The organism is Paenibacillus albidus, from assembly GCF_014644435.1.
GTDB classification, from domain to species: domain Bacteria; phylum Bacillota; class Bacilli; order Paenibacillales; family Paenibacillaceae; genus Paenibacillus_AQ; species Paenibacillus_AQ albidus.
This window is the reverse complement of record NZ_BMKR01000019.1, coordinates 88,715-113,341: the sequence shown is the minus strand read 5'-3', so window position 1 is coordinate 113,341 and position 24,627 is coordinate 88,715. Positions and strand designations below refer to the sequence as shown.

Annotated in this window: 22 protein-coding genes; 5 read left to right on the top strand and 17 right to left on the bottom strand. The window is 49.6% G+C overall.

What is annotated here, in order from left to right:
* Nucleotides 1-23: 23 nt before the first annotated feature.
* The 7 genes from adhE to IEY53_RS20640 all read right to left on the bottom strand — a co-directional run bounded on the left by adhE (nt 24) and on the right by IEY53_RS20640 (nt 10,942).
* Nucleotides 24-2,645: a bifunctional acetaldehyde-CoA/alcohol dehydrogenase gene (gene adhE, locus IEY53_RS20670; RefSeq protein WP_189028330.1), complete on the bottom strand. Its 2,622-nt coding sequence runs from the start codon at nt 2,643-2,645 to the stop codon at nt 24-26.
* Nucleotides 2,646-2,860: 215 nt separating this feature from the next.
* Nucleotides 2,861-4,327: an ABC transporter substrate-binding protein gene (locus IEY53_RS20665; RefSeq protein ID WP_189028328.1), complete on the bottom strand. Its 1,467-nt coding sequence runs from the start codon at nt 4,325-4,327 to the stop codon at nt 2,861-2,863.
* Between the two features lie 129 nt (nt 4,328-4,456).
* A complete protein-coding gene (locus IEY53_RS20660; RefSeq protein WP_189028326.1) occupies nt 4,457-5,329 on the bottom strand; it encodes a carbohydrate ABC transporter permease in 873 nt (290 codons plus the stop codon).
* Nucleotides 5,330-6,157 carry a carbohydrate ABC transporter permease gene (locus IEY53_RS20655; protein WP_229696262.1) on the bottom strand — a complete coding sequence of 276 codons (828 nt, stop codon included), beginning with the start codon at nt 6,155-6,157 and terminating at the stop codon, nt 5,330-5,332.
* A gap of 230 nt (nt 6,158-6,387) precedes the next feature.
* Nucleotides 6,388-7,722 carry a response regulator transcription factor gene (locus IEY53_RS20650; RefSeq protein ID WP_189028322.1) on the bottom strand — a complete coding sequence of 445 codons (1,335 nt, stop codon included), beginning with the start codon at nt 7,720-7,722 and terminating at the stop codon, nt 6,388-6,390.
* 18 nt (nt 7,723-7,740) lie between these two features.
* Complete coding sequence (locus IEY53_RS20645; RefSeq protein ID WP_189028359.1) at nt 7,741-9,537, bottom strand: cache domain-containing sensor histidine kinase; 1,797 nt, start codon at nt 9,535-9,537, stop codon at nt 7,741-7,743.
* Between the two features lie 601 nt (nt 9,538-10,138).
* Nucleotides 10,139-10,942, bottom strand: coding sequence for an alpha/beta hydrolase (locus IEY53_RS20640; RefSeq protein ID WP_189028320.1), 804 nt, complete (start codon nt 10,940-10,942; stop codon nt 10,139-10,141).
* Between the two features lie 293 nt (nt 10,943-11,235).
* On the opposite strand from IEY53_RS20640, the gene IEY53_RS20635 reads away from it, so the two are divergent.
* Entirely contained in the window at nt 11,236-11,955 is a 720-nt protein-coding gene (locus IEY53_RS20635) for a Crp/Fnr family transcriptional regulator (RefSeq protein WP_373293896.1), read from the top strand.
* 701 nt (nt 11,956-12,656) lie between these two features.
* On the opposite strand, the gene IEY53_RS20630 is transcribed toward IEY53_RS20635, so the two are convergent.
* The 4 genes from IEY53_RS20630 to IEY53_RS20615 form a co-directional block, all read right to left on the bottom strand.
* Nucleotides 12,657-13,445 (bottom strand): formate/nitrite transporter family protein, encoded by a 789-nt coding sequence (locus IEY53_RS20630; protein WP_189028318.1) that lies wholly within the window; start codon nt 13,443-13,445, stop codon nt 12,657-12,659.
* A gap of 44 nt (nt 13,446-13,489) precedes the next feature.
* Nucleotides 13,490-13,810: a nitrite reductase small subunit NirD gene (gene nirD, locus IEY53_RS20625; RefSeq protein WP_189028317.1), complete on the bottom strand. Its 321-nt coding sequence runs from the start codon at nt 13,808-13,810 to the stop codon at nt 13,490-13,492.
* A gap of 26 nt (nt 13,811-13,836) precedes the next feature.
* Nucleotides 13,837-16,263 (bottom strand): nitrite reductase large subunit NirB, encoded by a 2,427-nt coding sequence (gene nirB / locus IEY53_RS20620; RefSeq protein ID WP_189028315.1) that lies wholly within the window; start codon nt 16,261-16,263, stop codon nt 13,837-13,839.
* A gap of 217 nt (nt 16,264-16,480) precedes the next feature.
* Nucleotides 16,481-17,062, bottom strand: coding sequence for a hypothetical protein (locus IEY53_RS20615; RefSeq protein WP_189028313.1), 582 nt, complete (start codon nt 17,060-17,062; stop codon nt 16,481-16,483).
* Between the two features lie 28 nt (nt 17,063-17,090).
* Here IEY53_RS20615 and IEY53_RS20610 point away from each other — a divergent pair, with 28 nt between their 5' ends.
* Nucleotides 17,091-17,237 carry a hypothetical protein gene (locus tag IEY53_RS20610; RefSeq protein WP_189028311.1) on the top strand — a complete coding sequence of 49 codons (147 nt, stop codon included), beginning with the start codon at nt 17,091-17,093 and terminating at the stop codon, nt 17,235-17,237.
* A 147-nt stretch (nt 17,238-17,384) separates the two neighbouring features.
* Here IEY53_RS20610 and ric read toward each other — a convergent pair whose 3' ends face one another.
* The 5 genes from ric to IEY53_RS20585 form a co-directional block, all read right to left on the bottom strand.
* Nucleotides 17,385-18,119, bottom strand: coding sequence for an iron-sulfur cluster repair di-iron protein (gene ric, locus IEY53_RS20605; protein ID WP_189028309.1), 735 nt, complete (start codon nt 18,117-18,119; stop codon nt 17,385-17,387).
* 125 nt (nt 18,120-18,244) lie between these two features.
* Nucleotides 18,245-19,033 carry a hypothetical protein gene (locus tag IEY53_RS20600; RefSeq protein ID WP_189028307.1) on the bottom strand — a complete coding sequence of 263 codons (789 nt, stop codon included), beginning with the start codon at nt 19,031-19,033 and terminating at the stop codon, nt 18,245-18,247.
* Between the two features lie 231 nt (nt 19,034-19,264).
* A complete protein-coding gene (locus IEY53_RS20595) occupies nt 19,265-19,582 on the bottom strand; it encodes a winged helix-turn-helix transcriptional regulator (protein WP_189028305.1) in 318 nt (105 codons plus the stop codon).
* Between the two features lie 116 nt (nt 19,583-19,698).
* Nucleotides 19,699-20,031 carry a protein YxiS gene (gene yxiS / locus IEY53_RS20590; protein ID WP_189028304.1) on the bottom strand — a complete coding sequence of 111 codons (333 nt, stop codon included), beginning with the start codon at nt 20,029-20,031 and terminating at the stop codon, nt 19,699-19,701.
* Between the two features lie 17 nt (nt 20,032-20,048).
* Entirely contained in the window at nt 20,049-20,993 is a 945-nt protein-coding gene (locus IEY53_RS20585; RefSeq protein WP_189028302.1) for a Gfo/Idh/MocA family protein, read from the bottom strand.
* A 162-nt stretch (nt 20,994-21,155) separates the two neighbouring features.
* On the opposite strand from IEY53_RS20585, the gene IEY53_RS20580 reads away from it, so the two are divergent.
* A complete protein-coding gene (locus IEY53_RS20580; protein WP_189028300.1) occupies nt 21,156-21,761 on the top strand; it encodes a TVP38/TMEM64 family protein in 606 nt (201 codons plus the stop codon).
* 105 nt (nt 21,762-21,866) lie between these two features.
* Nucleotides 21,867-22,850 carry a peptide-methionine (R)-S-oxide reductase MsrB gene (gene msrB, locus IEY53_RS20575; RefSeq protein ID WP_189028298.1) on the top strand — a complete coding sequence of 328 codons (984 nt, stop codon included), beginning with the start codon at nt 21,867-21,869 and terminating at the stop codon, nt 22,848-22,850.
* 90 nt (nt 22,851-22,940) lie between these two features.
* Here msrB and IEY53_RS20570 read toward each other — a convergent pair whose 3' ends face one another.
* Nucleotides 22,941-24,035 (bottom strand): DUF4349 domain-containing protein, encoded by a 1,095-nt coding sequence (locus tag IEY53_RS20570; RefSeq protein WP_189028296.1) that lies wholly within the window; start codon nt 24,033-24,035, stop codon nt 22,941-22,943.
* A 356-nt stretch (nt 24,036-24,391) separates the two neighbouring features.
* On the opposite strand from IEY53_RS20570, the gene IEY53_RS20565 reads away from it, so the two are divergent.
* The gene (locus IEY53_RS20565; protein ID WP_189028294.1) at nt 24,392-24,544 is read left to right on the top strand and encodes a DUF1540 domain-containing protein; all 153 of its coding nucleotides are present in this window, start codon (nt 24,392-24,394) and stop codon (nt 24,542-24,544) included.
* The last annotated feature ends 83 nt before the right edge of the window (nt 24,545-24,627 follow it).

Below are 24,627 nucleotides of genomic sequence, written 5' to 3'. Positions count from 1 at the left end.
ATAATTTACATCTTACCCGATTATTAGTTGTCGAATCTTCCGTAGAAGGCATTGCGGTAAACATCGGCAAGCTCGCTAACCAGTGGCATTTTAGGATTGGCAGTGGTGCATTGGTCTTCAAACGCACGGTCCGCCAGATAGTCAACGCGGGATTCAAAGTCTTTTGGATCAAAGCCCAGCTGTTGGAACGATTCTTCGATGCCCAGCTTCTTGTTCATCTCACGGATGGCATTAATCAGGCTTGTTACCCCTTCTTCGGTCGTACGGGCAGGCAGTCCCAGAATACGGGCAATCTCAGCATACCGTTCGTCAGCCACGAAATGCGAGTATTTAGGGAACGAAGCGAACTTCGTTGGTTTCTTGGCATTGTAGCGGATGACATGCGGCATCAGAATGGCGTTGGTACGTCCATGAGCCGTATGGTATTGGCCGCCCCATTTGTGCGCCAAGCTGTGGTTAATGCCCAGGAACGCGTTGGCGAACGCCATACCGGCCAGTGTCGATGCATTGTGCATTTTCTCGCGGGCAAGCTTGTCGCCTTCGAGTGCGGATTTCTCCAGCCATTGGAATACCAGTTGAATGGCTTTGATTGCCAGACCATCGGTATAATCGCTGGCCATTACAGATACATACGCTTCAATCGCATGAGTCAGAACGTCCATCCCCGTATCGGCAACAGCAGTTTTAGGCAAGCTGTATACAAATTCCGGATCAATGATAGCAACGTCTGGAGTCAGCTCATAGTCAGCAAGAGGGTATTTGGTGTTGTTAGCCGTAGTCTTGTCAGTAATAACCGCAAAAGATGTAACTTCCGAACCTGTACCCGAAGTTGTCGGAATGGCGACAAATTTCGCTTTGTTGCCCAGTTTAGGGAATTTGTAGACGCGTTTACGGATATCCATGAATTTTTGCTTCAAGCCGTTAAAGTCCGCATCCGGGTGTTCATAGAACAACCACATTCCTTTGGCTGCGTCCATCGGGGAACCGCCGCCCAGAGCAATAATGCAGTCCGGCTGGAATCTGTTCATCATTGCAGTACCTTTTTCTACAGTAGTAGTCGAAGGGTCCGGTTCAACTTCCGAGAACACTTCAATCGCTACTGGTGTCTGACGCTGACGCAGGTAATGCTCCACTCTTTCCACATAACCCAGTTTAACCATCATAGGGTCGGTAATGATCGCGACACGGGTGATATCAGGCATTTTGGTCAGGTACTGTGTTGCACCCTTTTCAAAGTAAATTTTATCCGGCACTTTAAACCATTGCATATTCACGGTACGACGGTTCACCCTTTTCACGTTGATCAAGTTAATAGCGGTAACGTTCTGCGATACCGAGTTGCGTCCATACGATCCGCAGCCCAGAGTCAATGAAGGGATATTCGTGTTGTAAATGTCGCCGATTGCGCCATGTGTGGAAGGCGAGTTGACGAGAATACGTCCGGTTTGCAGACGGTTCGAGAACTTCATAATCACTTCTTCATTATTGGAATGGATCGCCGAGCTGTGGCCCATGCCGCCGAATTCAACGACTTGTGCAGCACGCTCGATCCCCTGATCCGCATTTTTTACTTTGTAGCAAGCCAGCACCGGGCTGAGTTTCTCTGCGGACAATGGGTATTTAGTGCCCACGCCTTCAAGTTCAGCTACCAGAATCTTTGTGCCTGCCGGAACCTGAATGCCGCACATTTCAGCGATTTTCACAGCTGATTGACCCACGATTGCCGGATTCACAGCACATTTCTCTACATTCATTGCACCGGAGGTCAACTTCGCAGCTTCTTCTTTGTTAACGAAGTAACAACCGTTAGCAATCATTTTCTTCTTCACTTGGTCAAAAATGGCCTCTTCAATAATTACCGCTTGCTCGGAAGCACAAATCATACCGTGGTCAAAAGACTTGGACAAGATGATATCGGTAACGGCTTGGTCAATGTCGGCACTCTTTTCAATGAAAGCAGGCACGTTGCCGGGGCCTACGCCCAGAGCCGGTTTGCCGCAGCTGTAAGCCGCTTTGACCATTGCCGATCCGCCTGTTGCCAGGATCAGGGCGACGTCCGGATTGTTCATCAAGGCGTTTGTTTTGTCCATTGTCGGCATTTCAATCCATTGAATACAGTTCTCCGGTGCGCCTGCTTTTACAGCGGCGTCATGCAGGATTCTTGCGGCTGCTGCACTGCACTCTTGCGCTGACGGGTGGAAACCGAATATAATGGGGTTACGTGTCTTAGCCGAAATCAATGCTTTAAACATCGTGGTGGATGTTGGATTGGTTACTGGCGTAATACCCATGATAATGCCGACCGGTTCGGCGATCTTCTGGAAGCTATCGTATGGGTTGTCTTCGATGACCCCTACGGTTTTGTCATATTTAATTCCGTGCCAGATATACTCGGTGGAGAAAATGTTCTTCGTAATCTTGTCTTCGTATACTCCGCGTCCGGTTTCTTCAACAGCCAGTTTTGCCAGGTACATATGCTTGTCAAGTCCGGCCAATGCCATCGCATGTACGATTGTGTCGACTTGCTCTTGGTCCAGCTTCATGAACTCTTCATGAGCTTTCTTAGCTTTATCTACAAGTACCTGAATATACTCTTCAGCGGTAGCTTGCTTTACTTGGGCGGGCACTTCATTCTTAACGGCCATTTCCCTCGTCCTCCTGTCAATTTGTGGTGTCTTTCTCTCTACACACTGATCATAGCATATCCTTTTCGTCTTGTATAGTGAAATCTTTCACAAAGTATAAAGTTTTTTTGATTTGTTTTCAAAGCGCTTACATTCGAATCGTTGACCCGATAAGCAAATAAAGGCACCCCCGCCATTCGAGTGGCGGGTGGCACCTTTTGTCAAATCGGGATAGGCTACTCTACCTTAATCGTATCAAAGAACTTCTCCTGCACCGTCTTGGCGGCAGCATCAAGCTGAGCTTTGGAATCCGTACCTTCTTTGGAGAAAAGCTCTTGTATCACATTGGACATCGTTGCGTAGTAATCCTGAGTGTTATATTGCGCCTCTGGTTTACCGTCCAGCAGAGCCATTATATCAGGGCTGTATTGATATACATTCATATATTTATCATAGACGGCCTTGGTCTTTTTGCCAAACTCGGAATCGGCGGAATAGTAATCCAGAAGCGGCGGGATGAAATATTTGCCGTCCGTGGTCCGTTGCTGCAATACGGCATCCAGGGCTTCCAGGCCTTTGTCGGAGAAATAGTCAAAAGTGATATAACGGAATGCCATTTCCTGTTCATCTTTGGTCGCATTCGGATTGATCACGAGATAGTCGCCGCCGAGGACGCCGGTGTGCTTGCCGCCTTTCTCAAAAGCCGGCATCGGATAGGTCAGCACATCCTCCGGCTTCAGCCCGCCCTGATTCAGCGCCTGCTCGATTACGCCGTCAGATCCGGCCATAACCATCGCTGTGCGCCCTTGCTGGAATGCGCCAACGGCATCTCCCCAGCCCAGTGCCCAGTCCTGGGGAATCGCCTTCGCTTCCCATCGGAGCTTCTTGTAGAAGTCCAGCGCTTTTACGCCGGCGTCGGAGTTGAACGTGGCCACAACTTTGCCGCCCTCGATTTTTTGAATTTCGCCTCCCGCTTCAAACAGGAAGTTGGTCCAGTTCCAGCCTGCTTCGTTGCCTTTGCCCATGGGGGCGATCCCGGAGATTCCTTTTTTGGCATCTGCTACGCCTCTGGCGGTGCTTAGCATATCCTCCCAGGTCCAATCCATCGCCGGAACCGCTACACCTTTATCATCCAGCATTTTTTTGTTGATTATCGTCGTGGTCACATACCCTTTTTGCGTGACTCCGAACACCTTGCCGTCAATAATGAACTGGTTTTGCAGGACAGGATTGATCTGATCCTTGAATTCATAATTGTTCCAAAGGTCGGTAATGTCGGCCACCCAGCCCTTTTCCACAAGGAATTTGGCTTCCGTTGCGAAGGTATTGAAGAACGTCGGGGCTTCATTCGCCGCCATTTTCACGCCGATTTCGCTGACATTATACTGCCAGTCGTCCTTGACGATCTCCACATTCGGATATTCGGTCTGGAACCGCTTGATCTTGTCATCTTCCTGAGTTCTTATCTCCGTGAGGTCAGGTGTTGGATAATGAATTTTAATCGTTACTTTTCTCTGGGTGATGTCATCCGCCGGTGCATTGGTTGTGCTGCCTGCATTCCCGGTAGCAGTACCCGCGGTATCCGGTGGCGCCTCTCCCCCCTTATTCCCCTGTGCATTCCCGCCATTCGTGTTGCCGCCGCAAGCGGCTAATAACGAACCCGCAATCAGGAGGCATGCCAGCACGCTGGAAAATTTACGCATTGAAACTCCCCTTTTCCTCTTCATAATGTTCCTGCCTTTCCATCTTAAAAGAGAGAGCGCCCCCAAACGAGGTGCATTCCTATTCCTTTCATGTGCAGGTTTACGATCCGTTTTTGGTGCCCGTTCGTCTTAACCCTTGACCGCCGACAGCGCCACACCGCGCATAATAAACTTTTGAAACACCAGAAAGACGAGGATCGGCGGCAGCGATACAATAAAAAGAATGGCAAACTTAATGTTCGTATTCAGTGCTTTGACGTTGATTACATATTTGTAGATGGCTGTCGCCAGTGTGTATTTCTGTTCACTGTGCATTACTAGCGACGGCCAATACCAGTCATTCCAGGCTGTGGAGAAAATAAAGATGGCCAGGGTGGCAAAAATGGGCACCGACAGCGGGACCGCGATACTGAAGAAGCTGCGCGGTTCCGATGCCCCGTCGATCCGGGCGGCCTCAAAAATTTCCGGATGAATTCCGTCAAAAAAGTTCTTGAGCAGCAGGAAATAGAACGTATTCGCCCCCGCCGGCAGCCAGAAAGCCGCATACTGATTCAGCAGACCCAGCTCCTTCAGGTTCACAAAGTTTGGAACCATGTAGCTGGTCGCCGGAATGAACAGGGTCATCAGGAAGAAGAAATAAAAAGCACTTTTGTAAGGCACATTCATCCGCGAAATACTGAACGACGACATTCCCAGAACGATCAGGGTCATCAGCATATTCCCGGCAAAAATATAGAGTGTATTCCGCAGAAACACCGGCAGATCCATATACTTCATCGCGTCCTTCAGGTTACCGAAATGCCATTCCTGCGGAAAAAAATGCGGCGGGAACGAATTGACCTCCTGATTAGACTTCAGTCCGTTGAACATCGTCATGAGGATCGGATACAGCATGCTGAATACCATGATGACAATAACCCCCACCATTAGTCCATAGACCATTTTATTGCTCGTTTTCTTCAGATCATGCTCGGACAGAATGCCCCGGTCTGCGCTCTTCATCTAGTTATCCTCCTTGCTGAGCTTGAACTGTGCAATGCCCAAACCGCCCAGGACGATGAACATCAGCATGCCAAGCGCTGTAGCGGTTCCATAATCCAGTCTTGTAAAAGCGTACTTCACCATCAGCAGCGCATAGGTCAACGTGGTGTTGTTCGGTCCGCCGTCCAAGAGCGCCATCTGCGACTGGTAACCTTGGGAGGTACCGATAATCTGCAGGATCAGCATCAGGATAATCAGGCTCCGCAGCGAGGGAAGAGTAATATAACGGATTCGCGCCCATACCCCGGCCCCGTCAATTTCGGCGGCTTCATACCAGTCGCGCGGAATACTGAGCACGGCAGCCAGGTAGATCAGCATCCCAGAACCGAACTGCTGCCATGTTTCCATAATTACAAGGGAAATCATCGACCAGCGGGTGTCCGTCAGGAAGGAGATTTGATCCACTCCGACCCATCCCAGGAGTGCATTGATCGGGCCAACCGGATCGTACAGCCATCTCCATAGTCCATACAGGACGACACCGGGTATTACAAAGGGCAGGTATGCGGCTACGCGCACAACACCCCCGAATTTTCGCAGCTCAGAAATGGCAATGGCAAAAGCAATCGGAACCCAGAAGCCGATCACGAGACACAAGGACATATAATAGAGCGTGTTCTTGACGGCCGTCCATACATCGGGGTCGGATAAAGCTCTGGCGTAATTTTCAAAACCGACAAAAGTGTTGCCTTTGACAAAATCCACATGATAGAAGCTATACAGCAGCCCCTTAAAAATGGGCACCCACATGAACATGATAAAGATGGCGAGTGCGGGCACGAGAAACATATAACCCCAGAAATTTTTCTTCCAGCGGTTTTGTTTGTAGGGCTGGAGCTTCTTCCGCTCCGGGTGTTCGGTCAGACTTGCAGTTTGATTCATCAGACTCCCTCATTCCTTAGATCATTCGCATTGTTCAAGCAATGCCTTCTTCCTTAAATTGTAGAAAATGAGGGAGGGACTGCACATGTCTATATCTACCGAAGTCATGAGCGTTCATACTTCTTCACTGGGGCTATTTACTTTTTCAATTCACTTGGGCTGATGCCGTAATACTTTTTGAATATTTTGCTAAAATGCTCCGGTGATTCGTAGCCCACCCGCTCGGCGATTTCGTAACGGCGCAAATCCGTGTTCATAATCATCTCCCGGCTGTCCTCCATCCGCAGCTTGATGACATATTCCCACAAGTTGAAACCTGTATTTTTTTTGAACAGATAACTTAAGTAATTGGGGCTGACATGGTTTTTTTTGGCCACCTCATGAATGGTTAGCCCTTTTTGCGCATAACTCGCTTCGATATACTCCTTCGCCTTCTGTACAATCAGATTGCTGTGCGTATGCAGCTCCTCCACTGACGGGTCGGTTGTATAGCTGCTCCAGTTGAAGTCTCCGTAATAGAACACGTAATGATCGCTGTGCTCCCGGTTCCAGAGAATGGCTTTGGCAGCCTGCCGGTTCAGTACCTCCATAAAGGAAAGCCCCTGCAGAATCTGGCTGATTCCAATGACTGCATGCAGCTGCAAATATTTATGAATGTGAAAATGAAGACTGCGGCCCAGCACATCCAGCCGGTTAATCTGCCCCGAAGCTGCTTCCTCGTAGCTTGGATCATCCCACTGGATAATCACCGTAATCTCTTCTTCCGGCGAATAAAACGCTCTGAAATCCCATTCCTGGGCAAGCAGCTCCTGGGCAATGTTCATGGCCGCATACCGAAGCAGGCTCTGTTCCCGGAGGGTATACCCCTTCTCCTGCGGACTGCCCGGCAGAACGGTCATCAGCTTGATTTTGATCACAGCGAAAAAAGGCCCCCGAAGCTTCAGATCATCCAGCTGCTGCATCCACCTTCCATCCGCAAGTACCGCATCCGGATCGGTAAGCAGCAAGTTAAGCAATGCGCTGTATTCGGGAAGCGGCTCTTCGGGACGGAAGTTCTCCCCGAGTCCCGCCATGAACGTGTCCAGCGACGGAGACGGCTTCTCCATTTTCAGCAGCACATTGCGCACGGAATCCAGGAACTGTTCGCTGTTAAGCGGTTTGATCAAATAGTCTTTGGCACCCAGCCTAACAGCCATTTGGGCATATTGAAAGGTCTCATGTGCCGAGATTACAATGGTTTGGACCCACGGTTTGGCCAGCTTCGCATGCTGCATCAGATCAATGCCGCTCATGGCTCCCATCTGGATATCCGTAACCAGCAGATCGATTTCCTCCATCCGAATGCAGTCGAGCGCTTCGTACCCGCTGAGTGCGGTATAAATATGCCCGATGCTTATCCCTGATGAGGCCAGCAGACTGCTGAGCCCTTTGCAAATTAACGGTTCGTCATCCACAACCAATATATTGAACAATAGCTTTCACTCCCCTTTTTAGTCTGTAATGTGCGATTTCGGCAGCTTGACGGTGACCCTCGTTCCGTCTTCTGTGCGCGGTGTATAGCAGATGCCGTACTCCGGGCCAAAATGCAGATGAATGCGCTGCTGCACATTGCGTATGCCATAACCACTGGCAGAGTGCGGGCGCTCGTCGTTCAAGATGCCGTCAATGGCTTCGTAATCCACCTGTTTATATCCGTTATCATCAATCTGAATTAGAATGGTTTCTTCCTCGGCGTAGGTGCTGATGAGAATCTCTCCGTCCTCACCCATGTTTTTGACCCCATGTATAATGGCATTCTCAATCAGCGGCTGCAGACTGATCTTGGGGATCAGATTGCTTTTAGTCTCCGGTTCGATGTTCCAGACCACACGGAAGGTATAATCATGCCGAAGTTGCTGCAGCTTGATATAAGCGGACGCATGCTCCAGCTCTTCTTCCAGCGTGATGAGCTCCCGTCCGCGGCTGAGGCTGATTTTCATCAGCTTGGACAACTCCTTGATCATTTCCGCAGATTCCACGTTACCTTCCAGCGAGCTTTTCCAATAAATACTCTCCAGGGTGTTGTACAATAAATGCGGATTGATCTGCTGATACAACAGCTGCAGCTGTGACTCCTTCTGCTTCAGCTCCATCTGGTACTTATAGATAATCAGTCCGTTCAGGCGCCGGGCCATGTCATAAGTTGCAGAAATCAGCACACTGACCTCATCATTACTGCCCCTGCTCGGTGTCTCGGGCACACGGTTGCCGGGTTCATACTTGCGTACGAAAAAAGCCAGCTTTTGCAGCGGAGTCATCAATGATCGCCAGAAATAAGTGATGATCATAAGCCCAAATACAGCGTAAGCGACCGTTATGTATTGAATGACCCGCTTCATTTCGTTCTGCTGCTGCAGGAGCGATTTGACCGGAACCTTATAGACCAGCTTTTGACCCATAGAATGATTGTTGTTGACCACATAAATAAAGTCGGACGTAATCACATCCACCATCCCTTCCGGATCTCCGGCCTCGGCGCCCTCCGGCAGCTCGATGACTTCACCGGTATCGATTGCCGTAGAGGCGAGCACCTGATTCTCCAGATCCGTCAGATAAATTTCTCCTCCGTCCGGCAGCGAGATGGATTTCAGCGATTCTCCGAGTTTGGAGTCCATTTTGGTCACAACCAGCACGCCGATCGTTCCAGCCCCCTCATAGATGGTATTGACCGCTCTGACGTAGGTAAGTGTCTTCAGATTCTCGGCCTGTGGACTCAGTTTTTCCATGAACCTGAGGTAACCGCGTCCTTTTTGCTGCACCGCTTCCTCGAACCAGTAAGGCTCTTCCCCTTTGGAAAAAAAATAGACCCCCGCTTTCTTAACCTGCGGGAAATTGGGAGCAAAAAAGTAATAATCGTCCGGGTCGTAGACATACAGCGAATAATAAATACCGTCGCCCCGCTCTGCGCCTTGCGAATAGCTGCCCAACAGCTTCTCGATGGTCTCGTAGCGTTTCACCCGATCCAGCACAGAATCGTTGCCGCTCATATTAATCTGCTGCATCAGCTGGTTCTGGATTATGGTAGTCGTGATTTTGTTGACTGTGTCGATGTCGCGGTTAATGATGGTGAAATTCTGCTTGTTCAGCTCCACGTAGGCATTTGTGACATGGCGTTTGAGAATCTGCTCCGCCTTCATGTTGCCGTAACTGTTCAGGATCAGAATCGGGGAAATCATAATCAGAAACAGCAGGATGAGCTGTTGCTTGACGTTCAGCTTAACTATCGGCTTGATCAGCCAGGACCACATGAGCATCCACCTCCGGCTCCCATACTATACCAAAAAGAAAAACGCTTACATATGTTTATTTTAATGGATTTCAGGTGCGTATGTATGGAGTTTTTGAAGTGGGCGGGCGGGAGAAGCTGCGGCCTGGGCTAAGGGGCTCCAGCGGGTGAAGAGGTGGTTCTGCTGCATAAAGTGCAGCAGAGTGACTGCGATGAGCACTGTTTTGGGGATTCTACTGCATTTTGTGCATCATAAATGGGCTAAATGGCACTTTTGGAGAGGTTCTCCATTTTTCTGCTGCATTAAATACATCAGAATGAGTTGAGGAGGGGATATGCCCCCATTCTAATGCACGAAATGCAGCAGAGCAGAGTCGTGTTAATAAGTGACTTACTAGTCGGGGGTTGACACATTGGAGATCAAAATTACTAAGAGGCAATCTGCCAATCATTCGTTTGGCCTTTACCGCTTATTTCGGAAACCAGCATCCGATTGTCGGGGTTCATGGACTCAAGAGCCGGGGCGGACTACAGGCTACAGGTTTCTGCTTATCCGACCCGGTAAATACACAAGAGACAGGAACCTTGAACAGTCCCTGTCTCTTGCGCAACCCATCCGCTGTTTAAGGATTCTTCGTATAGCCTATCATGCGCAGCCACGAGGCGCAGGCATCGGTCCAGATGGCGACGAACGGCTCTTCCTCAGCGAGTCCCAGCCCATGTCTCCCGTGAGTATAGACATGCAGATCGAAAGGAATGTTATACCGGCTAAGCGCAGCTGCAAATAGCAGACTATTCTCCACCGGTACCGACGCATCATCCGATGTGTGCCAGAGGAAGGTCTGCGGGGTATCTGCGGTAACCTGAAGCTCACTGCTTAGCCGTTCCACAAGCCCTTCATCCGGACGGACGCCAAGCAGATTCCGCTTGGAGCCTTCATGCCCCACCTCGTCATTCATCGTAATGACAGGGTAACACAGAATAAGTGCGTCCGGACGGCTGGATATCCGATCTACCGGCTCGGCGGCTTCTGGATCACCCTGGTCGAACAACACGCCTGTAGTAGATGCCAAGTGTCCTCCGGCCGAGAAACCGAGAATTCCGACCCGGTCCGGGTCGATACGATACTCTTCTGCACGCAGGCGGACCGTACGAATCGCTCTTTGAGCATCATTGAGCGCGCAAGGGTACAGATAAGGAGCTACACGGTAGCGCAGGACAAAGGCCGAGATGCCCAGGCTGTTGAGCCACTGTGCAACCGGCTCCCCTTCATGGTACGCTCTCATTCCATAACCGCCGCCAGGGCAGATGATTACGGCCGCATTCCTCTCCCCTTCTACGAGATAAGGCGTAATAGCCGGACAATCCTCATCGTTGCTTCCGGATGCTCCCGGTGCCCCTTCAGGCCATAATATTAATGTCTCCATCCTTAGCCCTCAAACTTTCCTTTTTATGAATAGAATATGATTTGAGGGAGGTTGTCCCTCTATTCACTAAGTCTATCAAGACAATGCAGCTCATGCAATCTTTGAACTGTCACCATTCTTAAGCTCTTTTTAGGTGCAAATCATATTAAATATCACAGCTTTGAAGTGAAAATTATCACAATGTTAAAAATTCGACACTTTTTCTCGAAATTTTCCAACCAAAAGAGGATTTTTCAAGGTATAATTAATTTAAAATTTACTGAAAAACTGAGGGAATAAAGGGGATGTCGATTATGATTAAGGAACATTACAATGTTATCGAAGCCCACGGGAATACAAACTGTTTTTCCGAACAGAACTTTAACAGACTGCTTGTTACAATGAAAGAACGCATGGTCCCAGAAGGGTCTCACCTGTTTTGGGAAGGCGACTATTCGGATAAATTGTTTTATATCAAACGTGGACGTGTCAAATTAACCAAATCTACTGATGAGGGCAAGGAACTCATTTTGTATATGTATCAAGCCGGGGATATGGTCGGGCAAGCCGATCCGTTCTTCAGCACGAAGCACAGCTTCACTGCTGAAGTGATTGAAGAAAGTGAAGTCGGCATCATCGAGCAAAAGGATCTGGAGATCCTGATCTGTCAGCATTGCGATTTTGCGATTGACTTCATGAAATGGATGGGGATTCATCACCGGCTGACACAGACGAAGTTCCGCGATCTGATGATGTACGGGAAACCGGGTGCGCTTTGCTCCACACTGATTCGCCTGGGCAACACCTATGGAGAGAAAAGCGGCGAGAATATCCTTATCAACAAAAAAATCACGCATACGGACCTGTCCAACATGATCGGCGCTACCCGTGAAAGTGTCAACCGGATGCTGAGCGATCTGCGCAAGAAAGATGCGGTTGAATACGAGAACGGTATGATTGTCATCAAAGATCTTGGCATGCTGCAGGAGATCTGTCACTGTGAATTATGTCCGAACGAGATCTGCCGGATTTAATGCCATAATCCAATACCCGCTATTCTCCTCAATGAAACATATAACCTTCCATACTTCATAATAACGCTAAGCAGGTTCCTGTCAGGGAGCCTGCTTAGTTTTTGCATACCCATTGATCATAAAGCACTGCCTTTTTGGGCAGGTATCCGCTGTTTAACCATTCTGCTGCCAAAATCACCAAAGGAGAGGCGCACTCGGGCGACATCTGCTGACTATCGCCCCCTTACACACCCCAAGTAGCCGCTCTCTTCAACAGCCAGCCAGCAGACAGTCAAGGTGTCAGTAACGGACAGAGGTGCTGCGGACTTCATCTCAGTCATTGCCAAATTCAACCTACATGATGCAAAGTGCAGTCGGTTTCGTTCATTATAACTATTGGGGAGAATTCGTCTATTCAGCAGGTTAAACGGACAGAGATTCCGCTAATTGTCCTGTCCCCCTCATTCTAAGCTCAATCGATCGTTATAACGGCTCCTGAGTCCGAATCCCCCAGGAAAGCAGACTTTTTCGCAAAATAGGGTCTTCTCTGTCCGCTTCACTCCGCTAATGGAGCCCAATCCCCCTGCACCGCTATATCATCTGAAGCTTCCAAGATATCCACATTTTTGTACATTGCATAATTTCCCCAATAAAAAAAAGCCGTCCCCCGGCAGTGCCCGGGAACAGCTTCTATGCATTCTAATACGCCCATGTCTTCTGTTCTATTTCTTGCTTAAGCCCCGTACAGGGGAAATCAGCCAATAAGCCATACCGACGAACACGCCGCCGCCAATAATATTGCCCAGCGTGACCGGGATCATGTTGTGCAGCCAGCCGGCAATGGTGATGGTTTCCGGATGGTTCGGGAGCACTACAGCTACACTCAGCAGTGTCATATTGGCTACACTGTGCTCATAACCGCTGGCGATGAAGGCGAACAGACACCACCAGATCAGCACAAGCTTGGCCGTTTCGCTTTTGGCTCGTGAGGACATCCACAAAGCCAGACAGACCAGCCAGTTACAGAGTATTCCACGAAAAAACAATTCGGAGAAGGGCAGGCTCATTTTTTTGGCTGCCGCTGCAAAGATCAAATGTTCCGGAGGAGCGCTGCTAAACAGGCCGGTTCCGCGAATCAGCAAGGCCAGAATTACAGCACCTGCAACATTGCCGATGAATACGATCACCCAGTTCTTCAAGGTATCCAGTACACTGGTTCTGCCGGCAAGCGTACTTGCGGTAAAAAACATATTATTGCCGGTGAACAGCTCCGAGCCTGCAAATACTACCAGGGTCAGAGCAATTCCGAAGGAAGCGCCCATAATCAGCGGCTGAAATGGGGATTTGATAGCCGCCAGCGGTGCTCCAAGTGAAAAAATCAGGATAATGCCGATACCTACATAAGCTCCGGCCAACATGGCCGCCAGTAAATACCTGGGCAAGTTTTTATTCATTGCGTCGCGTTTGCTGACCGCAGTCTCAACGATGTTCTCCACGCTCTGTGTGAACATAAGGTTCCACCCCGCCATTTCTAGTCAATAATGATTAAATGTCTCTACAAGCTGACTTTTACGCTCCCGTTCTCCACCTTAACCGGGAAAGTCTTCACTTGCCCATGATCCGGAGCCTGCACCTCACCGCTGCGCAGATCAATCTTCCAGTCATACAGAGGGTCATAGAGGTAATATCCCGATACGATGCCTTCTGCAAGAGGACCGCCTTTGGGATGCGGACTGCGGTTCTCCACAGCATACAGAGTCCCTTCAGAGGTGCGGAATACAGCCAATTCCTTATTTCCGGCCACGACCACACGTCCAATTTGCAGCAGGAAATCCTGCACTGTTCCAATAGCGTAATCTTGAATGGTTAATTCCATCGAGTCTCTCTCCTTTGGTCTCTGATTTACACTCTGGCTTCTTCAAAAAGCGCCTTGCGCGTAGGATCGTCTTTCAGCAATTTTTTCCAAGGGTCCGAAACTTGAGCCAGGGCAAAATCAATCCGTGCAGCCAGTGCTTTACGATTCACTTCATCATCCAGAATAGCTGCCCCGATCGTCTCCAGACCCATCCGTTCCACCCACTCGGAGGTTCTTTCCAGATAGTTGCCTGTTTCACGGTAGTATTGCATTACAGCGGAACACACTTCAATCAGTTCTTCATCCGTCTTCACCTTGCAGAACGAATCTGCGATCCGCGGCTTGATCCCGCCATTCCCGCCGATAAAGATCTCCCAGCCCCCGTCGTTGCCGACGATACCGATATCCTTGGTGCAAGATTCCGCACAGTTACGCGGGCAACCGTTGACAGCCATTTTGAATTTGGCCGGAAAATCAAGACGCTCGTATTTGCGCTCCATGAGAGCACCCATACCCATGGAATCCTGAGTACCGAAACGGCAGAACTGCGATCCCACACAAGTCTTAACCGTACGCAGGGATTTGGCATACCCATAACCTGAAGGCATATCCAGCTCTTCCCATACTTTGGGCAGGTCTTCTTTTTTCACACCTATCAGGTCGAGACGTTGGCCGCCGGTAACTTTGACGACTTTCACATCATATTTAAGCGAGACATCGGCAATTTTCTTCAAATCCTCAGGTGTGGTAACCCCGCCGTACATGCGCGGAATAACGGTGTAGGTTCCGTCTTTTTGGATATTGGCACCCATTCTTTCATTTACAAAACGTGATTCCTTCTCATCCTCATGTGTATCCGGTGCGATCATGCCCAGGTAGTAGTTGATGGCCGGACGGCATTTCGAGCAGCCTTCTTCTTGTTTCCAGCCCAGTACATTCATTACTTCTTTGGTTGTTTTTAAGCCCTTGGCCGTAATTTCCGCCACAATCTCATCACGGCTCAGCGGAGTACAAGTACAGATGCCTTGCTTCGCACTTTGCTGGAAGCTGTCACCCAGTACAAATTGCAGGATTTGTTCCACGACCGGCTTACATCCGCCGCAAGAGCGGGTAGCCCCGGTGCAGGCCTTGATTTCGTCAACCGTTGTGAAGCCGTTCTCGGTCACCGCATCCACGATTGCCTTCTTGGTAACCCCGTTACAGCCACAGACGATTTCTTCATCGGCCATTGTTTCGACAGCCATCGTTTTCTTCGCTCCACCACTGCCGCAGCAGCCTGTGCCCATCAGTTCGGCATAAATTTCATCCGTCATCTCGGTGCCTTGCTTCACCAGCTTCTGCAAATTCGCAGATTCGGTGACATCTCCGAACAATACCGCTCCGACAATGATGTTATTCTTGAGCAAAATCTTCTTGTAGGTTTTCTTCCAGTCATCTTTGGCCGAAATAACCGTATGCTCGGCAGATTCGATAAACTCACCGGCTGAGAACACATCTACTCCGGAAATCTTCAGCTTAGTGGAAACCACGGAACCTTCATACGGTTTCGTATCGGCCCCGCACAGATGTTTCGCGAGCACCATCCCCTGCTCAAACAGCGGTGCTACCAGACCATAACAAGCTCCGCGGTGTTCCGTACATTCACCTACAGAGAATACATTGTGCATTGATGTTTGCAGATAATCATTCACGACAATCCCGCGGTTGACGGTAATGCCGCTGGCTGCGGCCACGGCCACATTAGGCTTAATACCAACCGCCATGACCACGAAATCAGCTGCGAGCTCAGTGCCGTCGCTGAAACGGAGTCCGCTGACCCTTTCCTCGCCTGTCAACTCAACGGTTTGTTTGCCCATGGCAAATTTGACGCCTTGACGTTCCAGCTCAGCTTGCAGCATCGAGGAAGCATTATGGTCCAGCTGACGCTCCATCAGATCTTCCATCAAATGCACGACGGTTACGTCCATGCCAAGATTAACAAGACCTTTGGCTGCTTCAAGTCCCAGCAGTCCGCCGCCGATAACCGCCGCTTGCTTGTATTGCTTGGCGGCTGCGAGCATAGCATCACAATCGGCAATATCCCGGAAGCCTACGACCCCTTCTTTGGTGCTGCCCGGAATCGGCAGAATAAACGAATTCGATCCTGTCGCAATAATTACTTTATCGTAAGGAACACTCATCCCATCCGCCGTAATGATCTGGCGGGAGGCTTCGTCGATCCGTGTCACCGTTGTTCCCGTATGAAGAGTGATACCATTGTCTTTATACCAGTTCAGATCGTTAAGAATGATATCTTCCACCGTCTTGCTGCCCTCCAGGACATAAGACAACATGATCCGGTTGTAGTTAGGATGCGGCTCACTTCCAAAGACTGTAATCTCATAGTTGCCGCCCAGCTTCAAAATTTGTTCTATGGTGCCGACTCCAGCCATTCCGTTACCGATCAATACCAGCTTTTCTCTCTTCTGCGTCATGATTAGGTGCCTCCTCAAATGCTTCGTAAGTTCTCTCAATCCATCTCTTATGACAAAATTATACGTTTTAAATTTAAAGAACGCTTGTGATTGAAATCACATTAAATGTGAATTTTTTCACAACAATTAGCAGAATTTATTCATCTAATACTAGAAAGTAAATACCCAGACCTCCGGCTTTATTTGGACAGAAGGTCTGGTGGTTATGTATTTATGATTAACGTGTCACAAGGTTTACTTCCAACTCGTCCTGCGGCCTGAGCTTCATGTCCATTCCGCTCTCCAGCAGCGGCTTCCCGTTAACCTGAAGCATCCACATTTCATTGCTTAGCGGCTTATAATCCAGCACGGATACCAGCGTCTTGTTATCCTCTGCCATCCGGATAAATCTGCTCTTCTTGAGCAGACTTCTAACCGTTAGATCCTCCGTATGTACCATAACGTATGAATGTGTCAGCTCCGTCTGCCTGTTGCCTCCATTCACAGCCAGAATTATCGGCTGCAGAACTTCTTCTCCACCAGCGGTATGGGCTGAAATCGTAAACTTGGCGTTATTCTCCACCACTTGGTTCCATTCTGCAGCAGTAGTCACCTTGCCGTTCAGCCTAAGCTCCCATTCAAGTTCATGGCTGAGCGAAATCCTGTTTACCGACCGGATGTGCTTACCCTCCTCGTCGAAAACTACAATACCGCTGCCTTTCAGCAGCTCCATTATGGTTATCCCGTTTCTGTACACACCACTCAGTTTATTCTCCAAACCAGCGTCAAGCGTATTGCCGCCAACTAAAAGGGAAAGCACCGGACCAGCTGCCGGATCGGCTCTACCTGTGTTGACATTTGCTCCTCCACTTGCAACGGAAGAACATCCGCCCGAAATCAAAATAAGAATTAGTCCTAACATCAAACGCCTCAAAGGTATTATGGGCATTACCGGCACCGCCTTCTCCCTGCCTGGCGACCACCGGCAGCAGTGAGCCAGGCATGTAGTAACAATACATGCTGTCTACTGTAGGATAACGCAAACTCAATTCGTTCTCAACAAAAGGATCGAGGGCAGCGGAGAAACCGTAGTTCAGCCAACGGCATAACCGGAATAGCCCCGGTTGCCCGGGGCCTGTACGTTACTGATATCTTGGAAACAGGATATTGTTCTCCAAATGAACATGCTCAAAGGTCATGCCTTCCAGCTCTTCCAGCCGGGCATAGGTTAAACGGTAGGTGGTGCAGGCATGGGCCGGAGGAGTGAAGTCATCGGTGATTTGGCGAATTTGTCTCAGCAGCTCACCTGCGCCATCATGTTCTCCTTCAAGTACCTGGAGCAGATTCTTCACCTCCATACGGCTTTGTTCGCTCGGATTGGCATCATAGGCCAGCAGCTTGGGGAACTCGCTTGCTTCTTCTTTCGCAGTATGCTGAAGCAGCTCATCCTGCAGTTTATTATATAGATTGTAGAGTTCGGCCAAATGTGGGGAATCTCCCCCATGCACACGGAATACTTTGGTTACGTTTTGACCGATTCGAGGCAGTTCTTCACGCAAGTAGCCATGATGTTTGGTTACAATATGCTCTACCAGAGCTGCAGAATCTGCATGGTTCCAGACCTTCTCTTCTTCAAGAACGGGATGCTCCTCAAGCAGTTTGTGCAGGGCTCCAATAACCTCGTCAGTGTTCAGACCGCGCTCGGCAGCCGCATCAGCCAGAGGTCTCGCACCCCCGCAGCAGAAATCGATCCGTTGTTCTTTGAAATAATCCGCTGATTTGGGGAATTGCAGAACAATATCTCTGACCATTACGTCGCCTGTAAAGCGGTCTTGATGTGTTTCGGGAGTTCTATCATTATATTGTGGGTTCGTCATTATAAGTTCCTCCTTGGGATGATGTGAATTATATCACTCTTTCACATTAACCCTTGAAGGCGGTTTTCCTTGTGATTATACGCACTAAAATTATATCTCTTTTATGAATAAAACAATTTTAAGTTTTATAGTACACAAGCCTGCATATACGTCCTTTTACCCTGCGCATCTTTCAAATAAGGGCCGAGCCCCGCAAACCGGGATTGATCCATATATACACCTGTCATCCACCGGCCTTCCGTCAGACCGCCATTCCACTGCAGCACAAGGTCCGGAGCGGATATGAATTCCTGATAAACGGAGATGTGTCCGTCCTTATATACTTTGGAAGGTTTGGTACGTTCCAGCAGCGGGACTTCACTGAGATAGGTGGGAACAAAATAAGTGGAAATCGTGTTCAACTCCTCCTGATCAAAAAACGGCTCATCACCCAGAAAAGGCTGAAACAGCACAATATTCTCATACATTGACCAGATCACAGCCTGGAGCACCATACTTTGGCGGATGCCATTATGGAATGTATATTGACGCGGTTGACCAAAGGGGAGAGGCTGCTGAGGTGATGCCGCCGACTCCAGACAATGCCGTTCACACCCGATACATTTCCAGCCGGCAGGGCTTTGAATCCACTTTTGAAATATAGTTCCACTGTCATTATTCCCTTTGTAAAGCGATGAAATAATACTGTAAGGTACGCCAATCCAGGCATCCCATAAGGATTCCGGAAGGTATTCATGAAGCATGAACAGTGCCTTGTCGTAGATAAGCTGCACTTTGATCGAAGCTCTTTCCAGCTCGGCAACATCCTTTTTTCCATACGTTATTTCCCGGGAAAACAGGGTAGTCTTCGTCTTCGTATTCACCTTCATCGCCTCCTGATCCGTTTGCTGACCTATTGCTCTAATGTAAGCCAATCGGGCAAATCTCATTCGTAAGCGCTTCCGCCGTGGATGGGTTCATGTTTTTTCTATTATATTACATATCTTCTCCCCGGTTGCAAGCTTTTTATGACAAAATAACACCCCTTGTTCCTTCTTGAAGCAGCACTGGCCCGGATGATCGCAAATTCCTGCAAGTCGAGAAAAGCCCCTTCCCCCCTCTACCGGGGAAAAGGAGCTTCCAGAAATTGACTAAAGACAGGGCAGTTACTCTACCCAGTTCTCGGCCCAGGACTGAATTTGCAGCATGACAGGTTCAAGCGCACGGCCCTTTTCTGTCAGTTCATACTCAATGCGCACTGGTGTCTCCGGGTACACATGGCGTACCAGAATCCCTTCACTTTCCAGGTCTTTCATTCGTTCGGACAGCATTTTATCGCTCATTGAAGGAATCAGACCGGAAATATCTTTGAAACGTTTCGGTCCGCTCATCAAAGTCTGAATAATAAGTCCATTCCAGCGTTTGCCTAAGAAAGAGAAGGCAGTTTCGAATCTGGGACACATCGTTAGCTGATGTTCTTCCATTGTTCTCACCTCTCACTTTTGAAACTTACGATAAGTTAGTATATATAATTTTACCACATTTCATGCACAATGAACATCGTTTACCAAAAAAAAGTTCCTTTGTACCTTCGTGCGGCTTACTCCTCATTCTCCGGGGTCTCTTTGGCACTTTGCCGCTCGGCAACAGCTTCGGTTACCACATAGGCCAAATCATCATTGCTGTAAAGTGACAGCACCCCAAGAACGGTGTCGTCGGAGATGAACCCCGCTTCCTCTGTGGATACGGTAAGCGCCAGCGCCTTGCGCAGGGCCTCGTTCCCCTCCTGCTGCGGGTAGGCTTGCAAATAGAGGGCATGGGGGTCCAGTCCGTTATTCACACACCACTGCGCAAAAACAAGGATCATCATTTCCTCGTCACGTTTGTAGCTTTCAATAATTTGTTCTTCCATTGATTTATGGTAATCGTCCATGTCCTGCTCCCTTCTGTTCAGACCGTCATTCCGGTCAGCTGCGCCGCCAGCTTATGGCTTGGCAATACTGCCGATGCAGCAATTCCGCAATGTCCAGGTGTATGAATGTGGTTCAAAAAATCCTCGACAACTCCGCTGAACCCTCTGCGCATGAGTACGGTGTCCCAACTGCCAAAGCTTTGATATCGCGGCTGCACTCCTTTTTCATAAAAAACCGCCTTCTCCATGTCGGCAACTTCCACGGACCTGCCATTTCCATGCAGTTCCACCTTCTCCAGGTCTGCTCCCGCATCCCGAACCATACTGTACATTCCAGTTGTTCCACTGCCAAAGCTGAGTATCCCCGAAGATTGCCGCAGCTGCCCGCCGCCGTCTTGCAGCAGATGGCCATGAAGCAGCTCATAATCGCCGCCGCAGAGCCACAGCAGCAAATCCAGCATATGAATCAGATCATCATGAACCGTTTCACGGCTCGACGCTGCCTGCTGCCGGGTCCGGTGCTTGATTCCCTGGCATAAACTGATTCCTCCGGCTTCCATCAGCCAGGACTTGGCTGACACGTACATTGGTGCATAACGGCGGTTAAAACCTACTCCAAGGAGCAGCCCCTTGTCTTCGGCAAGCTCGGCCATTCGCCGCGACTCTTCCAATTCATAGGACAATGGCTTGTCCACATATACGGATACCCCATGCTGCAGGCACCTTGTCACAATATCGTAATGGGTTGGCGTCGGACTGTGCACAAATACGGCTTCAGGCTTCCAGGACAGCAGTTCGTCCAGATTCGTTGTTCCCTTCGGCAACCGGTATTGGTCCACCGTATGCCGCACCGTGTCCGGGGAATAGCTGAGCACACCGGCCACTTCCACCCGGGGATGCTGCGTAAGCAGGGGCAAATAGACTTTGCGGGCAATATCTCCAATACCAATCATGGCCACCCTTATGCGTTCAGGCATACTCATAGATAAATCCCCCTCTATAAAACATAATAATCCGTTGGTCTGCAACACTCCCGAAGTTATATTATACATGGACGCGTAGCGGTCACCAATGATCTTTGCTTCAATAATCGCTTTTTTTTCAGTATGATAAGATGAATGAGCGGTAGAAGGGGCATAATGAACATGAGAAAATGGCTCGCGGCAATCCTCTATGTTTCGGGGACAATCACCGCGTTTATCTACAGATATGACATCCTAAGCTGGATGAAAGAGGATCACCCTCTTGTTCTATTGATCGGAACGGCCACGCTGCTGGCTATGTTTCCGGTCGTACCTTATAAGGCCGTCATTAGTCTGTTCGGCTATGCTTATGGAAGTGTGGCCGGCGCTGCAATATGCTGGGCAGCCACTACGCTGGCTGCGGCCCTGATGTTCGGCGGGGTGAAGTACTTATTTAAGGACAGGGCCAGGGCATACCTGGCCTCGGTGCCGTCCCTGGCAAAATTCACGGAAGCGGTGGAACGCCGTCCCTTCGCCTCCGTTATTCTGGCCCGGCTGGCCCCTGTCATTCCCCAGACCGCAGTCAATGTCTACGCCGGGGCAGCCGCGTTGCCCTTCTGGAATTTCCTGGCCGCTACCGGGATAGGCAAAATTCCCGGCATCGCCCTCTTCGCTTTCCTTGGCGGGAATGCCCTGCAAAGTCCGGCAAGTGCGGTTGCCGCAATTCTCCTCTATCTGGCCGTCTTGGGTTTGGCCTGGCTTGGTCTGCGTTCGCGCACTTTTAAATAAGCAACGCCTCAGTCAGTTATCCATGGCGGTGGCGTTCAGGGAATAATTACTTTATAATTAAATTGTGATCTATTTAATTGCATTATGTGAATGGAGGGATATATAATGAGCGATTCATTTAATGATACGCAATCCAAGTCGGAAAAGGCCACCTTTGCGGGAGGTTGCTTCTGGTGCATGGTGTCCCCATTCGAGGAGCTGCCCGGCATTATTGAGGTCGTATCCGGGTATACCGGAGGGCATACAGAGAACCCCACCTATGAAGAGGTTTGCTCCGAAACTACAGGACATGTGGAAGCAGTTCAAATCACCTTTAATCCGGATATTTTCCCATATACGAAACTTCTGGAGCTGTTCTGGCAGCAGATTGACCCTACGGATGCGGGCGGACAATTCTATGACCGCGGCACATCGTACGGAACGGCCATCTTTACCCATTCCGAAGAGCAGCGTCTGCAGGCCGAAGCCTCCAAAGCCGCTCTTGAGGCAAGCGGGCGATTTACTGGGCCGATTATTACGCCTATTCTGCCGGCAGCAACGTTTTATCGCGCTGAGGAGTACCATCAGGGCTATCATCATAAGAACCCGGGGCACTACAAGCGCTACCGGAAAGGTTCCGGCCGGGATGCTTTTATCGAGAACCACTGGTCGCATCGTGAAGATCAGGAAAGCTTGAAGCAGCGTCTAACTCCACTTCAATATGAAGTGACGCAGAACAGTGCTACGGAATCTCCGTTCCGCAATGAATTCTGGGATCATCACGGGGATGGAATCTACGTTGATATCGTATCCGGCGAACCGCTGTTCAGTTCTCTGGACAAATTCGATTCCGGCTGCGGCTGGCCCAGCTTCACCCGTCCTATCCGTGATTATTCGGTGAAGGAGAATACCGATCTCAGCCACCTTATGGTCCGTACCGAAGTGCGCAGCAAAGCAGCGGATTCCCATCTGGGCCATGTCTTCAATGATGGGCCCGGTGAGAACGGCCTGCGTTACTGCATCAACTCAGCTGCGCTGCGGTTCGTACCCAAAGAGGATTTAGAGAAAGAAGGCTACGGAGAATATCGCGTGATGTTCGGCCAGGCCTAAGCCCGATCTATCTGTTACTTCAATAACAAAGCCTCCATGCTCACCGGATTCTTGGTGGGCAGGAGGCTTTTTGTATGGTGATTAGAACGGTTACTCCTTCTCTTCGTCCGCTTCCTTGGCAGCTGGCTGCTCTCTAAGCTGCTTCTGATTAGCCAGCCTTCTAAGATTCGACTGTTCTTCCTTGCGCTGTGTTGCCCGCTTCCGGTACCAGAGCACCACAGCCAGCACAAGTCCTCCGACTATAAGGACCGGAAGCGCAGCCGCCAGGAATACAAACAGGGATTGGAATGCAACCGACAGCGCCTTCAGCGTACCCTGCAAAGCTTCAGAAGCCCGCTCCATCAGCGGTCCTTGCTCTTCCTTTTGCTTAACCGAGAGTGTGTCGTCGGTCTGATAAAGCCGCAGCTCGACTGTCGAGAAGGAGACATTCTGGTCAATATAGCGCATTCTGCCCTTGATCTGCTCAATTTGTTCCTGGATGGAGCCAAGCTCATTGGCAAAAGCTACAAGATCCGCAGATTTGGTAGCCTTTTTCATAAATTCGGTATATTGTATCTCCATTAGTTGTTTAGCCTTGAGGCGTGATTCCAGGTCAACATATTCTTCCGAGACGTCCTGCCCCTGAATGCTGCGCTGCAGCGCGACATGTTCCACCTTTTCCAGATTGCTCAAAAAAGAAGAGAAACCCGAAGCCGGGACCTTCAAGGTGAACGTACCCCCCTGCTCATATTCAGACACATTTTCGGTAAATTCAATAATGTAGCCATTCGCCAGGGTGACCATGCTGCGCACTTTGGTCTGCGCTTTGGCATAGTCCTGCACCTGCATATCCAGATTGGCATGGTAGATCAGCTTTTTGTTCAGCCCTGCCACCACATCACTGCCGGTAAATCCGCTGCTTCCGGAAGCTGTGTTCGCCGCCGTCGTATCCTGGATAGCCGGATCACCGCCTGCAGCAGGGGCTTCTGCCGGTGCCGCAGCTGTGCTTGCCTCATCCGACGTTTGGTCAGCCATGTTGGCAACAGCGGATTCCGAACGCAGATCTTCCTTCAACGCACTTCCCGAACCTTCCGAGCTTGCAGCTGTGTTGGCCGACGAGTTCTGGTCGGACGAACTACAGCCTGCCAGTATAAGCGCTACAGCAAGAATTAGTAAACCCAAGTAATGCAGACCCCATTTTCGCATTCTCATTCCTCCAAAAGTGTAGTGTTATTTCCTTTTCTCCAGTCCATCTGAAGCATCATGGAAGGTCCGGTCTCTCCAGATCTCTCCCGGCTCACTTCCTCTTGACGCTCCCAGAAGCTGGAAGGTTGCACCACAGCCCGGATCCAAGCTAAAAAAGGATCACCCGTCAAAAACGGATGATCCTGATTGCGAGAACGCTCTATTTTTGGTACACTAAACCATAATCAAGATGCAGCGCATCATAAATACCCTCGATTCATCCAGAATGAGGGTACTGCTCTGTTCAGACAAGCTCCACCTTGCCGGACAGACTTTCATTATGCTGCTGTCACTTTACTACAGGGAGGTGAACCCTCATGGCAAAAGACGTAATGTGTGAAGTTAGCTCCTACACCCACTGGGCAGAAGAGAACAAATGCAGCGCCGATACCATCTTTGTCGCTTTCCACAGCTCCAAAGAACCAACACGCGCCGAAGAAACAGATTGCAAAACCTTTGAAAGCAAGTAATTATTGATCCGAAGGGACCCTCCACGGTTCCTTCTTTTCTTTTCCCATTCTATCAAGAATGAGAATTATTATCAAGTACTTCA

Excerpts from the sequence above, each read along its gene's own strand:
- adhE (WP_189028330.1), bottom strand. The coding sequence starts at position 2,645 with ATGGCCGTTAAGAATGAAGTGCCCGCCCAAGTAAAGCAAGCTACCGCT.
- IEY53_RS20665 (WP_189028328.1), bottom strand. The coding sequence starts at position 4,327 with ATGCGTAAATTTTCCAGCGTGCTGGCATGCCTCCTGATTGCGGGTTCG.
- IEY53_RS20660 (WP_189028326.1), bottom strand. The coding sequence starts at position 5,329 with ATGAAGAGCGCAGACCGGGGCATTCTGTCCGAGCATGATCTGAAGAAA.
- IEY53_RS20655 (WP_229696262.1), bottom strand. The coding sequence starts at position 6,157 with ATGTTTCTCGTGCCCGCACTCGCCATCTTTATCATGTTCATGTGGGTG.
- IEY53_RS20645 (WP_189028359.1), bottom strand. The coding sequence starts at position 9,537 with ATGTGGTCCTGGCTGATCAAGCCGATAGTTAAGCTGAACGTCAAGCAA.
- IEY53_RS20640 (WP_189028320.1), bottom strand. The coding sequence starts at position 10,942 with ATGGAGACATTAATATTATGGCCTGAAGGGGCACCGGGAGCATCCGGA.
- IEY53_RS20635 (WP_373293896.1), top strand. The coding sequence starts at position 11,236 with ATGATTAAGGAACATTACAATGTTATCGAAGCCCACGGGAATACAAAC.
- IEY53_RS20630 (WP_189028318.1), bottom strand. The coding sequence starts at position 13,445 with ATGTTCACACAGAGCGTGGAGAACATCGTTGAGACTGCGGTCAGCAAA.
- nirD (WP_189028317.1), bottom strand. The coding sequence starts at position 13,810 with ATGGAATTAACCATTCAAGATTACGCTATTGGAACAGTGCAGGATTTC.
- nirB (WP_189028315.1), bottom strand. The coding sequence starts at position 16,263 with ATGACGCAGAAGAGAGAAAAGCTGGTATTGATCGGTAACGGAATGGCT.
- ric (WP_189028309.1), bottom strand. The coding sequence starts at position 18,119 with ATGACGAACCCACAATATAATGATAGAACTCCCGAAACACATCAAGAC.
- IEY53_RS20595 (WP_189028305.1), bottom strand. The coding sequence starts at position 19,582 with ATGGAAGAACATCAGCTAACGATGTGTCCCAGATTCGAAACTGCCTTC.
- yxiS (WP_189028304.1), bottom strand. The coding sequence starts at position 20,031 with ATGGACGATTACCATAAATCAATGGAAGAACAAATTATTGAAAGCTAC.
- IEY53_RS20585 (WP_189028302.1), bottom strand. The coding sequence starts at position 20,993 with ATGAGTATGCCTGAACGCATAAGGGTGGCCATGATTGGTATTGGAGAT.
- IEY53_RS20580 (WP_189028300.1), top strand. The coding sequence starts at position 21,156 with ATGAGAAAATGGCTCGCGGCAATCCTCTATGTTTCGGGGACAATCACC.
- msrB (WP_189028298.1), top strand. The coding sequence starts at position 21,867 with ATGAGCGATTCATTTAATGATACGCAATCCAAGTCGGAAAAGGCCACC.
- IEY53_RS20570 (WP_189028296.1), bottom strand. The coding sequence starts at position 24,035 with ATGCGAAAATGGGGTCTGCATTACTTGGGTTTACTAATTCTTGCTGTA.
- IEY53_RS20565 (WP_189028294.1), top strand. The coding sequence starts at position 24,392 with ATGGCAAAAGACGTAATGTGTGAAGTTAGCTCCTACACCCACTGGGCA.